The sequence below is a fragment of the Nocardia wallacei genome (genome assembly GCF_014466955.1).
Classification (GTDB): Bacteria; Actinomycetota; Actinomycetes; order Mycobacteriales; family Mycobacteriaceae; genus Nocardia; species Nocardia wallacei.
The window spans coordinates 100,572-115,241 of sequence record NZ_AP023396.1 but is presented as its reverse complement, the minus strand read 5'-3'; the positions used below and the strand labels follow the sequence as shown (position 1 = coordinate 115,241).

Annotated in this window: 12 protein-coding genes; 5 read left to right on the top strand and 7 right to left on the bottom strand. The window is 69.8% G+C overall.

What is annotated here, in order from left to right; translation table 11 throughout:
• Positions 1-25 precede the first annotated feature (25 nt).
• The gene (locus tag NWFMUON74_RS00540; protein WP_187686074.1) at positions 26-1,699 is read left to right on the top strand and encodes an ABC transporter family substrate-binding protein; all 1,674 of its coding nucleotides are present in this window, start codon (positions 26-28) and stop codon (positions 1,697-1,699) included.
• Positions 1,696-2,355, top strand: a complete 660-nt coding sequence (locus tag NWFMUON74_RS00535; RefSeq protein WP_187686073.1) for a hypothetical protein — start codon at positions 1,696-1,698, stop codon at positions 2,353-2,355. The genes NWFMUON74_RS00540 and NWFMUON74_RS00535 overlap by 4 nt, the downstream gene beginning before the upstream one ends.
• Positions 2,356-2,370: 15 nt before the next feature.
• On the opposite strand, the gene NWFMUON74_RS00530 is transcribed toward NWFMUON74_RS00535, so the two are convergent.
• Both NWFMUON74_RS00530 and NWFMUON74_RS00525 read right to left on the bottom strand, forming a co-directional pair.
• The gene (locus NWFMUON74_RS00530) at positions 2,371-3,381 is read right to left on the bottom strand and encodes an agmatine deiminase family protein (RefSeq protein WP_187686072.1); all 1,011 of its coding nucleotides are present in this window, start codon (positions 3,379-3,381) and stop codon (positions 2,371-2,373) included.
• A 237-nt stretch (positions 3,382-3,618) separates the two neighbouring features.
• Entirely contained in the window at positions 3,619-4,221 is a 603-nt protein-coding gene (locus tag NWFMUON74_RS00525) for a TetR family transcriptional regulator (protein WP_187686071.1), read from the bottom strand.
• A 187-nt stretch (positions 4,222-4,408) separates the two neighbouring features.
• Here NWFMUON74_RS00525 and NWFMUON74_RS00520 point away from each other — a divergent pair, with 187 nt between their 5' ends.
• Positions 4,409-5,776 (top strand): MFS transporter, encoded by a 1,368-nt coding sequence (locus tag NWFMUON74_RS00520; RefSeq protein ID WP_187686070.1) that lies wholly within the window; start codon positions 4,409-4,411, stop codon positions 5,774-5,776.
• 14 nt (positions 5,777-5,790) lie between these two features.
• Here NWFMUON74_RS00520 and NWFMUON74_RS00515 read toward each other — a convergent pair whose 3' ends face one another.
• Together NWFMUON74_RS00515 and NWFMUON74_RS00510 are read right to left on the bottom strand one after the other, a co-directional pair.
• Positions 5,791-6,543 (bottom strand): lysophospholipid acyltransferase family protein, encoded by a 753-nt coding sequence (locus NWFMUON74_RS00515; protein ID WP_187686069.1) that lies wholly within the window; start codon positions 6,541-6,543, stop codon positions 5,791-5,793.
• A 34-nt stretch (positions 6,544-6,577) separates the two neighbouring features.
• Positions 6,578-7,360 (bottom strand): lysophospholipid acyltransferase family protein, encoded by a 783-nt coding sequence (locus tag NWFMUON74_RS00510; RefSeq protein WP_187686068.1) that lies wholly within the window; start codon positions 7,358-7,360, stop codon positions 6,578-6,580.
• Between the two features lie 70 nt (positions 7,361-7,430).
• Between NWFMUON74_RS00510 and NWFMUON74_RS00505 the strand changes: the two genes are divergently transcribed.
• Positions 7,431-8,291, top strand: a complete 861-nt coding sequence (locus NWFMUON74_RS00505) for a hypothetical protein (RefSeq protein ID WP_232110765.1) — start codon at positions 7,431-7,433, stop codon at positions 8,289-8,291.
• A gap of 45 nt (positions 8,292-8,336) precedes the next feature.
• Positions 8,337-9,875 (top strand): Rieske 2Fe-2S domain-containing protein, encoded by a 1,539-nt coding sequence (locus NWFMUON74_RS00500; protein WP_187686067.1) that lies wholly within the window; start codon positions 8,337-8,339, stop codon positions 9,873-9,875.
• A gap of 240 nt (positions 9,876-10,115) precedes the next feature.
• Here NWFMUON74_RS00500 and NWFMUON74_RS00495 read toward each other — a convergent pair whose 3' ends face one another.
• The 3 genes from NWFMUON74_RS00495 to NWFMUON74_RS00485 all read right to left on the bottom strand — a co-directional run bounded on the left by NWFMUON74_RS00495 (position 10,116) and on the right by NWFMUON74_RS00485 (position 14,553).
• Positions 10,116-11,156 carry a Gfo/Idh/MocA family protein gene (locus NWFMUON74_RS00495; protein WP_187686066.1) on the bottom strand — a complete coding sequence of 347 codons (1,041 nt, stop codon included), beginning with the start codon at positions 11,154-11,156 and terminating at the stop codon, positions 10,116-10,118.
• Positions 11,157-11,578: 422 nt separating this feature from the next.
• Positions 11,579-12,547 (bottom strand): DMT family transporter, encoded by a 969-nt coding sequence (locus NWFMUON74_RS00490; RefSeq protein ID WP_232110764.1) that lies wholly within the window; start codon positions 12,545-12,547, stop codon positions 11,579-11,581.
• A 218-nt stretch (positions 12,548-12,765) separates the two neighbouring features.
• Entirely contained in the window at positions 12,766-14,553 is a 1,788-nt protein-coding gene (locus tag NWFMUON74_RS00485; protein WP_232110763.1) for a putative bifunctional diguanylate cyclase/phosphodiesterase, read from the bottom strand.
• Positions 14,554-14,670 lie beyond the last annotated feature (117 nt).

Genomic DNA, 14,670 nt, shown 5'->3' with positions numbered 1-14,670 from the left:
CCGGCCCCGACGGAAGGAGCGATCCATGCGGATTCGTTCGACAGTTGTCCGGATAGCGGTCCCCGCGGTCGCGCTCGGATTGGTCTTGTCCGGGTGTGCGGGCTCGGATGACTCCGGGAGCGGCACGTCCGCGATCGGCATCACCAACGACATCAATCCGCACGATGTGAGCGAGTTGCGGGACGGGGGGAATCTGCGGCTGCCGTTCTCCGGTTATCCGAAGAACTGGAACAGCCTGCAGATCGACGGCGGCGATACCGACGTCACCAACATCGAGCGCCCGATGATGCCGCAGGCCTTCCGCATCAACGCCGCGGGCGAGCCCAGCCTCGACACCGACTATTTCACCAGCGTCGAACTCACCAGCACCGAGCCGCAGCAGGTCACCTACACCATCAACCCGAAAGCGGTGTGGAGCGACGGCACCCCGATCACCTGGGAGGACATCGCCGCACAGGCCAATGCGCTGAGCGGGCGCGACAAGACGTTCCTGATCCAGGCCAACCAGGGCTTCGACCGCGTGGCGAAGGTGGAGCGCGGCGTCGACGACCGACAGGCCGTGCTCACCTTCAGCAAGCATTTCGCCGACTGGCGCGGGCAATTCGCGGGTAACAGTTTCCTGTTTCCGAAGTCGGTCACCGCCACCCCGGAGTCGTTCAACAAGAGTCTCGTCGACAACATCACCCTCACCGCCGGGCCGTTCCTCGTCCAATCCACGGACCGGGCGCAGGGACGCATCGTGCTCGGGCGCAATCCGCTGTGGTGGGGCGAGAAACCGAAGCTCGACACGATCACCTGGAGTCTGCTGGACAGCGCCGCCTATCTGCCCGCCCTGCGCAACAACGAATTGGACTGGGCCGGCATCGCCAGCCGCGACGAGCTGAAGTCCGTCGAGGGCGCACCGGACATCGACATCCGCCGCGCACCGGCCAATCAATGGTCGCATCTGACCTTCAACGGCGCGCCCGGTTCTCTCCTGTCCGATCCCAAGGTGCGCGTGGCGATCTCGAAGGCGATCGACCGGCAGGGTATCGCCACGGCCATCGACAACGGCCTGGTCGCCGATCCCAAACCACTGAACAACCACATCTACCTGGAGGGCCAGAAGGGCTATCAGGACAACAGCCTCGGTTACGACCCCGATGCCGCCGCCCGCGAACTCGACGAGGCCGGCTGGAAACTCAACGGCGATGTGCGAGAGAAGGACGGGCGGAAACTGGAGATCCGCGACGTCATGTACAACCAGGACGTCTGGGTGCAGATAGCGCAGATCATGCAGCAGAATCTCGCCCGCATCGGCGTGAAACTCACCATCGACACCAAACCGGGCACCGGGTACTTCACCGACTTCATCCAGCCCGGCGATTTCGATGTCGCGCAGTGGTCCTGGGTCGGCGACGCGTTCCCGCTGACCAACATGTTCCAGATCTGGGGCTACGATCCGAAGGATCTGCAGGGCAACTACGGTCGCATCGGTTCCCCGGAGCTGAACGACCTCATCGAGAAGACCGTCTCGGAACTGGATCCGAACAAGGCGATCGAGATGGCGAACCAGGTTGACCGCAAGATCTTCGAGGAGGGTCATTCGATCCCGCTGCTGCAATCGCCGGGCATCGTGGCGGTACGCGCCAACCTCGCCAATTACGGCGCCCGCGGTCTGGCGACCTACGACTGGACGAAAGTCGGCTTCCTGAAGTGATTTCCGGTTCGGGCCATCCCCTGGCCTATCCGGTTCTGACGACGATCGGCGCCCTGGTGACCTGCCTCGCCTGGGCGCCGTTCGCCGATTCCGAGCAGTCGAGCATGCTGGCGGCGGTGGGCTTGGTGGTGGTGGGGTACACGGCCCTGCGGCTCGCCGTCGCCTGCTCGGTGCCGCGGGTGCGCGGGCTCGCGCCCGGCATCGCCGACTGCAAGCGGGTCCGCCAGCAATATCGGTTGCTCAGCCGTTCGTGGCTGGAGTTGGATGTCAACGGCCGGACCCGTTGGCTACCGGTCTATTTCGATCCGGCGCTGGTCACGCTCCAGGCCGCGACGGCTCGAATCGACGGCGGCGCCGTGCGCATCGGGGATCTGCGCCTGTATCCGTCCGGCCCGCTGCGAGTTTCGGAGCCGCCCGGCCGGTTGGCGGACAATCCCACGCGACCCGATCCGGACGGCCGGGCGCACGCCGAGCGGTCGGCCCGGTTCGGCCGTCGGCTGTTGCTCGACGCCCAGTCGGTCATCGCCGCCCCGTTCGCCGGACTGCTGTGGGTCTATGTGACGGGCGGCGGTTTCGTCGCCTTCATCGCCGCCACCACGGTCGCCGCGGCCGTCGCGACGTGGCTCGCCGCGATCCGGGGCTCGGATCCGAGCTGACACCTTCGCTTTCGGTCACGCCGCCGGTTGCTGCTGTGTGGAGCAGTGGATGCCGCCACCGCCCTCGAGGACCGCGTTGTACTCCACCGGCACCACCTCCCGGCCGGGGAACGCGTCGGCCAGGATCGCGGCGGCACGGTCGTCGCCGCGGCGGTCGCCGTAGGCGGGCATGTAGACGGCCCCGTTACCGACATAGAAATTGACGTAGGAGTACAGGAAGTCGGGGCCGCGCTCGCCGCTCAGGGCGGTCGAATCCGGTTGCGGCACCTCGATGATCTCGAAGCGGCGGCCCGCCGCGTCGGTGGCCTCGCGCAGGATCTCGCGCGCTCGTACCGCGGCGCGGGCGAAGACGTCACCCGGGTCCGGGTGCACCGGCCAATCCACCAGCACCACGCCCGGCTCGGCGAACCGCGCCACGGCGTCGACGTGACAATCCGTGACATCCTCGCCGGCGACCCCCTGCAGCCAGACGACTTTGGTCACGCCGAGCATTTCGTGCAGCGCCTTTTCGATCTCCTCGTGCGCGAATCCGGGATTGCGATTGGGGTTGACCAACGCGCTCTCGGTGGTGAGCAGGGTTCCCTCGCCGTCCACCTCCAGTGCGCCGCCCTCCGCGACGATCGGCGCGACCACCCGCGGAATACCCGCGTGCTCGAGCAGTTTTCGCGCCACCTTCGCGTCCATGTGGTATTCGGCCTTCTGCCCCCAGCCGTTGAAGTTGAAATCGATTCCGGCCGGTCCGTCCGGACCGGTGACGCATATCGGGCCGGTGTCGCGAATCCACAGATCATCCAGCGGCGCGGGCACCACCTCCACGCTCGCCCCGCACGCCCGGCGCGCCTCGTCGGCCTGCTCGCGCCGGGCCAGCACGGTGACCGGCTCGCGGGCGGCGATCGCGCGGGCCAGTCGCACGATGTCGGCGCGCACCAGCGGTAACAGCTCCTCCCACACCGATTCCTTCGCCGGCCAGGCCAGCCAGGTTCGGGCGTGCGGAGCGGATTCCGCCGGCATCAGATAGCGCGTCATGCGCTCGACGCTACCGACTTTCCCGGCACGTACCAAAAGAAGTTCGCAATTCGCCCGACGAGCCCATCATTGACGTCGTACACATTCGACGCGGCTGAATCTTCAATCACATGAACGTATTCGCGCACTCGAATTCCGTGACCGAGACAGAATGTCCTATGGAAGGCCGTGGACGCCGGTTCGAAATGCAATCGTGCGTTTGCAATTCCGGCCCCGAACCGCGGTATCGGGTGCGGTTCAATCCGTTTCGGGATCGGGACCGAGCACGGCGTCGAGCAGGCGCCGCAACGCCCACTCGAACTCGGCCGGCGCGTCGGCGGCGGCCAGGTGCGGCCGCGCGGTGACCAGAGCCGGAAACCGGTCGGCATCGAGGTCGAAGCCCGGGTGCCCGAGCGGATGGTCGTTGACCACGTACCCGAGCAGCAGTTGCCAGACGGCGCGGTAGGTGCGCGCCGCGACATCCGGCGACAAGCCCGCGGCCAGCAGGGCGTCCAGCGCGGATTCGGCGAACGGCAGGGCGGTGGCCGTGACCGACGTGGCCTCGATGATCACCCGGCCCGCCCAGGGATGGTCGAGCAGCACGCGATGCGATCCGAGCCACTGCCGCAGGATCCGCTCCCGGGGTCGGCCGGTCCGCACGACCGGGAACGCCTGTGCCAGATCGTCGTTCAACAGCGCCAAGAGTTCACGCCGATCGGTGATGTGCCGATACAGCGAGGCCTGGCCGGTGTCCAGTTCCTGCGCCAGCCGTCGCAGCGTCAGCGCGGCCAGGCCCTCCGCGTCGGCGACGCGGCGCGCGGCGGCGACGATCGCGTCCCGGGTCAGCGGTTGTGCGCGCACCTCACTCCCTTCAGCCGTGCCGCCGAGCCTAGGCGGGTGCGCGGGGCGGGTCGGCACGGACCCACTCACCTGGCGGGCGCAGATCGGGGGCGGTCCGGCGCACGTCCGCGACAACCCTTGCGGTCAACGTTCGCGTTAGTTAGGTTCGCCTTACGCGAACGCCGTTCGCATTGCTGAGGAGGCTTGCGTGACCACCCGAACCCCGACCACTGTCCGGCCCACCCGGCCCGGCGCCGCCATGCTGGCGCTGGCGCTCGGCGTGCTGTCCTACGGCTTGATGCAGACCATGCTGGTACCGGCGATCGGCGTACTCGAGGCGGCGTTGCACACCAGCGCGACCGCCGCGACCTGGGCCGTGATGAGCGCGCCCCTGCTCGCCAGTGCCATCCTCACGCCGCTGGTGAGCCGGCTCGGCGATCGGTACGGGCGGCGGCGGATGCTGCTCGTCGTGCTGGCGCTCTACCTGGCCGCGACCGTGGTGGCCCTGCTCGCCCCGCACATCGGCGTCCTGATCGCGGCCCGCGCGGGACAGGGCATCAGCCTCGCGGTGCTGCCGCTGGCCTTCGGCTCCGTCCCGGACGTGCTGCCGCCCGAGCGCGTACATGCCGGACTCGGGCTACTGTCCGGCCTGGTGGGCGGTGCGGCGGGCATCGCGCTGGTATGCGGCGGACTGATCGTCGACCATGGCTCGTGGCGTTGGCTTTTCGTCGTCGGCGCGGGGCTGATCGTGACCGCGCTCGTGCTCACCCAGCGGTATGTGCCGGACGGCCCGGGCACCGGCAGCGGACGGCTCGACCCGGCGGGTACCGCACTGCTGGCGGGCGGACTGTGCGGCATTCTGCTGGCGCTGACCGTCGGGCCGACCAGCGGGTGGCTGTCCGGGCCGACGCTGACGCTCGCCGCCGGAGGAGTGCTGCTGCTGATCGTCTTCGGGCGGGTCGAGCGGCGCTCGCGGCAGCCGCTCATCGCGATGGACCTGGTGCTGCGTCGGCCGATCGGGGTTGCCCATCTCGCGGCGCTCACGCTGGGCGCGGTGCAGTTCATGTACTACGTGCTGGTGCCGAAGCTGGTCGAAACACCCTCCACCGCAGGCGGTTTCGGTGGGTCGGTCACGGCGGCCGGGCTGGTGATGCTGCCGTCGACACTCGTGGTGCTGCCCGCCGGAGCGGTCGCGGGCCGGGTGATCGCCCGTCGGGGACCGCGCCTGCCACTGGCCGCCGGGCTACTGCTGACCGCCGCCGGTGCCGCGCTGCTCGCCGTCGCCCACGGGGCGATGTGGCAGGCCGCGGTGTGCGCGCTGCCGATCGGTCTCGGCACCGGCCTGGTGATGACGGCGCTGCCGTCGCAGCTGCACCGCGTGGTCGACCCGGGGCGGGCGGCCACGGCCAACGGCATCAACACCGTGTCCCGGACGGTCGGCGGCGCGCTCGGCAGCCAGCTGGGCGCGGCGCTCGTCGTGGGCGCGGCGACGAGTGGCTTCCCCACGGCGTTCTGGATCGCCACCGGCATCGGAATCGCCGGAGCGGCACTGGTTCTGGGCGCCGAACCGGCGTGACGTCGCGGTGCCGATCAGGTGTCGCGCGCGTCCTTCTTGGCCCTCCGGCGCGCCAGTTCCTCCCGATCCAGCACCGCGGCCTGCTCGGGTGTCGGGGCGGCGCCGCCGAGGCGGGCGGGCACCCAGCGGGCTCCCGCGGGCATGTCGTAGGACTGCTGGGCCCGGTCGAGCAGTTCCCGCATGCGGGAACGCAATTCGGCGGTGAGGTCGTCGGCGGGCTCGCGCGGAGGGATCGGCGCGCCGAGGCGGATATTGATCGGGAAACGATGGCGGCCGAGCCGCCGCGGCAGGTCCTTGGTCCACACCCGCTGCGCACCCCAGATCACCATCGGGACGATCGGCACCTCCGCCGCGATCGCCATCCGGGCCGCACCCGACTTGAACTCCTTCAGCTCGAAGCTGCGACTGATGGTGGCCTCCGGATACACCACCACGATCTCGCCGGCGCGCAACGCCGCCACCGCCCGCGCGAACGATTCCGCGCCCGCGCTGCGGTCCACGCCGATCGCCTTGCAGTGCTTCATCAGCCAGCCCACGATGCCGCGCTCCAGCTCGGCCTTCATCATGTACCGGACATTGCGGCCCGATTCGCGCCCGACCAGACCGACCTCCATGAAATCCAGGTAGGCCGTGTGGTTCACGGCGAGCACGGCGCCGCCCGCTCGCGGAAGATGGTGCTGCCCGGCGATATCGATGCGCAGCCCCTGCGCCCAGAACAGCGACCGGACCAAGCCGGTGAGCACGTCGAAGACCGGTTCCCGCGACATATTCTCGAAACTCCCTGTACTGCTGCCGCCGGTGCTACTCCGCGGCGTCGTCCGCACCCGCCCGGCGCGCGGCCTTCTCGGCGGCCTCCGCGGCATCCATCGCGTCGGCCTCGGCGAGCGTCGGGGCGCTGCCACCGAGGCGGGCCGGAACCCAGTATGCGCCCGGTTCGTGCACATAGTTCTGCTGTAATCGCGCCAGCAGCTCCTGCATGGTCGTGCGCAGAGTGGCGGTCAGCTCCGCGGCGGCCGCCGCGATATCGCCGTCGGGTACGGCGGGGGGCCGGATGGGCTCGCCGACGGCGATCGAGATCGGAGTGTTGGTCCGCCCCAGCCGCTTCGGATGCCCCTTGGTCCAGACCCGCTGCGCGCCCCAGATCACCATCGGGATGATCGGCACGCCCGCCTCGATCGCCATCCGGGCCGCACCCGACTTGAACTCCTTGATCTCGAAGCTGCGGCTGATGGTGGCCTCGGGGTAGACGCCCACCAGTTCGCCCCGGCGCAGATACTCCACCGCGGCTTGATAGGAATCCGCCCCCGCCGCGCGATCCACCGGAATATGCTTGAGCGCGCGCATGATCGGACCGGAGATCTTGTCGTCGAAGACCTCCTTCTTCGCCATGAAACGGATGTAGCGCTTCGGCGTCCGCGCGGGCAGCCCGGCGTAGGTGAAGTCCATGTACCCGGTGTGGTTGATCGCGATGACCGCGCCACCGGTCGCGGGGATGTGCTCATCCCCGGTGACCTTGAACTTCAGTCCCTGTGCGAAGAAGACGGTCCGGGCCAGGCCGATGATCGTCCGGTAGACGGGTTCCACAATTCCGCTAGCGTAGTCCCCACCACAGCCCGCGCTCCCAGCGCACGCACACCGAAAGAGGTTCACCGCAGTGAAATGCCCCCGACCAGCATCGCGGGAACGACGCCGCCGGGCGGGCCGGGGAGCGCTACTCGCGGGCCTCGCCGCGTTCGCCGTCGCCACCGCGACCGGATGTGATTCGCGCGTCGGGATCGAGGGCACCGACTACGCCGATGGCGGCGAGAGCGCGGCCGCGACACTCACCGCCGCGCAGCCGGTGACACCCGCCGCGGGCGAGACGGCGGTCACCGTCTCGCTGGAATCCGCCGACTCCGCCGCCGCGGACGCGCTGACCCGCTGGGCGATCGATCTGCAGGAACTGCCGCAGGCCCGGCTGGTGGACAAGTGCTGGACCATGGCCCCGCGCAATGTGGAAACCATGTACACCGACAAGCAGGCCGTTCTCGCCGCACTCGCCGAGCCGGGCGTCGACGACGGCACCGCCATCGTCTGGAAGGGCCCCGCCGCCACGGTCGTGGCGCAACGCTCCGACATCGCCACCGGCTATGCCTGCCCGCGAGTGTTCCCCTCCGGCAGCGAGATCGGGTTCACCGACGCCGATGCCCGCCACACCGTCCGGCGCTACCTGGCCCGCGCCGCGGGCACGCCGCTGGACCCGGCCGATCGGGAGGCGACCCACCCGCTGGTGTGCGCGGCCGGCTGGGATCCCACCGGCAGCGGCCGCTCCGCGGTGCCGCCGCTGGTCACCAACCCGAACAAGCTCACCGGTGTGAAGTCCTTCGTCGACGACTCGATCACCTCCGAGCAGCTGCGCACCGGTTATCTGACCGTGTCGGCGCCGGTCACCGACGCCACGGGCACGCAGCAGGAACGGACTTTCACCGTGAAGGCGACGGACCGGGGTTACTGCGTCGGCGACGTCTCCTCCTAGCGGCTACCCTGGTTGGCTGGTAACGGTTCAGGAGGGACTTTCTTCGTGCAGATCACCAGCGTCGGACACGCCGGATTCCACATCCGCACCGCGGCCGGGACGATCCTCTGCGATCCGTGGGTCAACCCGGCGTATTTCGGTTCGTGGTTCCCGTTCCCCGACAACACCCGGCTGGACTGGGACGAGCTGGGTGACTGCGATTTCCTCTACGTCTCGCACCTGCACCGCGACCACTTCGACGCGCAGCACCTGATCGACCACGTCAACAAGGACGCGACCGTCCTGCTGCCGGACTACCCGGTGCCGGATCTGCGGCGGGAACTGGAGAAGCTCGGCTTCCACAAGTTCTTCGAGACCGAGGACTCGGTCAAGCACACGGTGCACGGCCCGGGCGGCGACCTCGATGTGATGATCATCGCGCTGCGTGCGCCCGCCGACGGGCCGATCGGCGACTCCGGCCTGGTGGTCGCCGACGGCGAGACGGTGTGCTTCAACATGAACGACGCCCGGCCGGTGGACATGGATGTGCTGCACGAGCAGTTCGGGCACGTCGACATCCATCTGCTGCAGTATTCGGGCGCCATCTGGTATCCGATGGTCTACGACATCCCCAACCGCACCAAGTCCAACTTCGGCAAGCAGAAGCGCCAGCGCGGGATGGACCGGGCGCGCAGCTACATCGAGCAGGTCGGGGCGACCTGGGTGGTGCCCTCCGCCGGACCGCCGGTGTTCCTGGACCCGGAGCTGCGCTACCTGAACGACGACCGCGGTGACGAGGGCAACATCTTCCCCGACCAGATGGTGTTCCTGGAGCAGATGCGCATCCACGGCAATGCCGGTGGGGTGCTGATGATTCCGGGATCGGTCGCCGAGGTGCGCGGTGCGGAGTTGACCCTCACCCACCCGTTCGATCCGGGCGAGATCTACGATGACAAGGCCGGATACATCGAGCGCATGGCGCAGCGGCTGGCCCCGGTGCTGGCGGCCGAGAAGGCCACCTGGGCCTCGGGAGACGGCCCGCTGCTGCCGCAGCTGAAGGAGCTGTTCGAGCCGATCATGGCGCAGAGCGACCTGATCTGCGACGGCATCGGCTACCCCGTGGGCCTCGTGCTCGGCGACGAGACCGTGGTGCTGGACTTTCCCAAGCGCGTGGTGCGCGGCCCGATCGACGGAGAAGGCAAGTACCGCTACGGGTTCCGCATCGATCCGCGACTGGTGCGCACCGTGCTGCGCGACGGCGAGCCGGACTGGGTGAACACCATCTTCCTGTCCACCCGGTTCCAGGCATGGCGCATCGGCGGCTACAACGAGTACCTGTACACCTTCTTCAAATGCCTCACCGACGAGCGCATCGCCTACGCCGACGGCTGGTTCGCCGAGGCACACGACGATTCGGCCTCGTGCGAGATCGCCGGGTGGGAGGTGCAGCGCCGCTGCCCGCACCTCAAAGCCGACCTGTCGAAGTTCGGTGTGGTGGAAGGCAATACGCTCACCTGCAACCTGCACGGCTGGCAGTGGGACCTGGAGACCGGCCGCTGCAAAACCTCCAAGGGCCACGAACTCCGCTCCCGCAAGCTGCCCTGAGCGAAAAAAGGGACAGCGCAACACCTTCCGCGCCACCCTCGGCCCGAGCGTGACGTAGCGAGAACGCAGCACCTCCGTGCCGCCCACGGCCCGAGCGCGAAGCGGCGAGAACGCAACACCTCCGCGTCACCCACGGCCCGAGCGCGAAGCGGCGAGAACGCAACACCTCCCGCGCCGCCCACGGCCCGAGCGCGAAGCGGCGAGAACGCAACAGCTTCCGGGCCGCCTGCCGCGGGAGGGCTAGCGCTGTTGTTCGGCGAATGCACGGGCCTGTTCGAGGATGCGCAGGGTGGCGACCGCGTCGTGCGGATCGACCGGGACCGGGGTGCCGTCGAGCAGGGTGGCGGCCATGGCGGCGTAGAAGGCGGGGTAATCGCCGGATTCGGTGGGGGTCGGGTGGGTGTCGCCATCGGTGCCCAGCAAGCCCCAACGCTCGGAAGCGACCGTGCCCCAGGGCTTTCCGTCGTCCGGGCGACGACCGGAGCGCAGGGCTTCCTCTTGGGGGTCGAGGCCGTAGGTCACGTAGCCGCTGTCCGATCCGAGCACGCGGAACCGGGGGCCGAGTTGCGGCGCCACCGCACTCATCCACAGGTGTGACCGCACGCCCGACGCGTGGGTCAGCGCCAGGAAGGCGTCGTCGTCGGTGGGCACCTCGGGCCGCCGGGAATCCAGTTCGCAGTAGACGCCGGTGACCGGGCCGAACAGGGTCAGCGCCTGGTCGACCAGGTGGCTGCCGAGGTCGTAGAGGATGCCCGCGCCGTCGTCCACGCCGCCCACCTCGCGCCACCCGCCCTTGGACACCGGTCGCCACCGTTCGAAGCGCGACTCGAAACGCCGCACGGTACCCAGCTCCCCGTCCGCGATCAATCGCCGCACCGTGCGAAAGTCGCTGTCCCAGCGCCGGTTCTGGAACACGCTCAGCGGCCGCCCCGCCCGTTCCGCGGCGGCGATCACCTGCTCGCCCTCGGCGGCGCTGAGCGCGAAGGGCTTGTCCACGACCACCGCCAGCCCCGCCGCCAGCGCCCGCGTCGCGAGCGGCGCGTGGGTGCGATTGGGCGTGGCGACCACGACGAGATCGATGCCGTCCGGGTCGGCGAACAGCTCATCGGCCCGCGGCACCACCCGGACACCCGGATGTTCCCCCCGGGCCCGCTCGGCCCGCTCCGCCGACGAGGTCACCACCGCCGCCACCCGCAACCGCGGCTCGGCAGCGATCAACGGCGCATGGAACACCGACCCCGCCAACCCGTACCCGACCACCGCCACACCCAGTTCCCGCATCCCACTCCTCTCCGACCGCCCCCGGAACATCATGCTCCGCCCAGCCACCAAACCCGCACCCCCGCGCGCGTCCCATACCACCCAGCCACCCAACCCCGCACCCCCGCACGCCCCCACCGCCGAGCCACCCAACCCGCACCGCCGCGCGCGTCCCGCACCGCCCAGCCACCCAACCCGCACCCCCGCACACCCCGCACCACCCAGTACCCAACCCGCACCCCCGCGCGCGTCCCGCACCGCCCGGCCGCCCAACCCGCACCCCCGCGCACACCGCCCACCACCCAGCCACCAATCCGCACCCCGCGCGCGTCCCATACCGCCCGGCCACCCAACCCCGCACCCCCACGCGCATCCGCACCTCCCGGCCGCCGAAGGCTCATCGCACGCGTATCCCGCATCGAAGAGTGGGGCGAGGCGGGATGTCAGGTGGGTGTGTTCGAGCGGGGCGTCGGGCGCGCCGCCACGCCGACGGCGAGCAGGGTGAGCGCGCTGCCTGCCACGGTGGCGGCGGACAGTCCGGAACCGGTCGGGAGCACGAGGTCCAGGACGACGGCGGCGAGCAGTTGGCCGGCCACCGAGGTGAGGCCGAGCAGCAGGACGCCGATCCAGCGGACCACCAGGGCCGCCAGCGCAATGAACACGACACCGATGACGCCGCCGAGATACAGCCACGGCGTCGCCGGGAACCGGTCCGGCCATCCCGTGCGGGCCAGCACCAGCGATTCGACCGCGATCAGCGCGACCACGCCGGTGGCGAAATTGACCAGGGTCGCCGAGTAGGGGCCACCCACCACCCCGATGCGCCCGTTCATCGCCTGCTGCCAGGCCAGCCCGATACCGGACAGCGCGGGCAGCACGATCAGCGCGGCCGGCGGCACACCCCGCAACAGGTCACCGGCGGCCGACGCCGGATGCTCCGAGCCGGCGCCACCGAGTGCCGCGACCGACACCGCCACCAGCGCCAGCGTCGCCCCGGCGATGCGCGTCGCGGTCACCGGCGTCCGGCCGCTCGGCCCGAGCCCGAGCCGGTCCACCACCAGGCTGCTCACCAACTGCCCGGCCACCGTCGCCACCGTGAACGCCGCCACCCCGATGGCGGCCACCGTAAGCCCTTGGCACGCAACGAAGAACGCCCCGCACACCCCGCCGAGCAACTGCCACCACCGCAGCCCGCCCCCGGCGACGGCCCGCCACACCTGCCCGACACCCGCCCGCAACCGGCCGCTCGCCGCGAACACCACGCCCAGCACCAACAGCCCGGACCCGAAACTGATCACCGCCGCCGCCACCCCATCGCGCAACTGCTCCCCCAGCGCCCCGTTCAACCGCCCCTGTACCGCCACCCCCACACCGATACCCAGCCCGGCGGCAATACCCCATTCCCTGCGCACCCGCCCGATTGTCCGGGACCCGCCCTGCTCGCCTTCGGCACCACGCCCCCGTGCCGGTCGCGGGCGTGCCCCCACTCCCGGGCCGACCCGGCCCTCCGACGCCATGATCCGATCGCGCGCAGCATCTTCCATACCCGGGGTTCTGCCCTCGGAGCGAGCTTTCACACGGTAGCCCTCGACTCGCGACCCGGAGTCGTCCGGCGGGAGACGCCCACCCGTCAGCTCGGGCCGCGGGTCCCGGTGTCGTACGGATTGTCGACCGGAACCCATCCGTTGGTGGAGAATTCGCGGTCCGCGCCCGCGCCGACCAGGCCGCGCCGTTCGTTCAGGTCGTCGATCAGTTCGGACACCGGGTGGGAGTCGCTGTAGTGGTAGCCCTGGGCCAGCGCGAAGCCCAGCTCGGTGAGCACGGCCGCCTGGTACTCCGTCTCCACGCCCTCGGCGATGACCTGCAGATCCAGCGATCTGCTCAGTGCGGCGATGACTCCCAGCAGGGGCGGGGCGGGCGTGTCGGAGCGAATGGCGGCGACGAAGGACTGGTCGACCTTCAGGATGTCGCTCGGGATGGTCGCCAGGCGGCTCAACGAGGAGTACCCGGTGCCGAAATCGTCGATCGCGATCCGCACGCCGCGCTCGCGCAGGGTGTGCAGGTTCGCGATGGCGGTTTGGGATTCGGCGGCCAGCTCACTCTCGGTGACCTCAAGGACGAGCTGATCGGCGGGCCACCCGGTATCGGTCAGGATGCCGGAAACCCGGTCGGCGTAATCGGTTTCGGCCAGTTCCAGCCCGCTGACATTGACGTTCAGGGTCAGGTCGAGCTGGGCGAAGGTCTCCTGCAGGCGGGCGGCGTCCGAGCAGGCGCGCCGCAGCACCAGCTCGTCCAGATCGGAGATCAGGTCGTACTCCTCGGCGACCCGGATCAATCCCTCGGTGGTGACGTCCGGCTGGGCGTTCGACGACCACCGCAGCAGCGCCTCCACCCCGACGGCCTTGCCGCCGCCCTCGGTGAGGCTGACGATCGGCTGGTAGTGCACGTCCAGCGCGCCCTTGTCGATGGCCTCGCGCAGCTCGACCGCCAGCGGCAGCTGCCGCGAGGACTCCAGCACCGTGCGGTTGCGCCCGGCCTGCTTGGCTCGGTACAGACCGACATCGGCGCGGCTGACCAGCAGCGATCCGGATTCGCCCGGCTGCCAGGAGGTGACGCCCGCCGAACAGCCCGTCGTCACGGCCGCGCGCAATTGCTCGGTGAGCAGGATCGCGGCCTGCTCGGTGGTGTTGGGCAGCAGCAGCGCGAAGGCGTCGCCGCCGTAGCGGGCGAGCCGCTGATCGGGCTGCAGCAGCTTCTGCCAGGTATCGGAAACCCGTTGCAGCACAGCGTCACCCGCGCGGTGGCCGAGATGGTCGTTGATCTTCTGGAACCGGTCCAGGTCCACCAGCACCAGCGCCAGGCCCTGGCCGCTGCGGGTGGCGTGCGCGATGGCGGCGTTGAGGGCGCGGTCGAAACCGCGGCGGTTGAGCAGCCCGGTGAGCACGTCGATGTCGGCGTCGGACGCCATCCGCGTGAGGATGCCGACCACGATGCCCGCACCCACGGTGACCCCCGCCGGAATCATCCCCGACCACCACGGCAGGCCGCGCGAGGGCACCGCCCACAGACACAGCGCGACGGCGAACAGCACATGCGCGGCAACCCACTGCCAGGCGAAGAAGATCGCGGCGTCGCAGGCGACGAAGACATAGAACGCGGCCAGGCTGATGCCGCCGACCGTGTTCGGGAACCAGTGCACCGCAACGGTGACCAGCACCGTAGCCATCGCGACATAGGCGTGGTGAATCGAATGCGGCAGCCGCGGACCCCAGATCAGCAGACTGACCCCCAGCAGCAGCGCGATCGCCGCCGCGATGCCGACCAGGGGGCGATTGCCCTCCTCACCCGGTGCGATGACAGTGATGAGCAGGCCCAGCACCCCGCCCATCACGTAGAACGCTCCGGTGGTCCGAGCCATCACCATTGCCGTCGCAAGCGCCGATGCCGTCCGCACCCGCGTGCGGGTATCGCCGCGAGACCCGATTCCTCGCACGCCGCCTAGCCTAGACACAGTTGTCCCATGCAGTAGTCACAT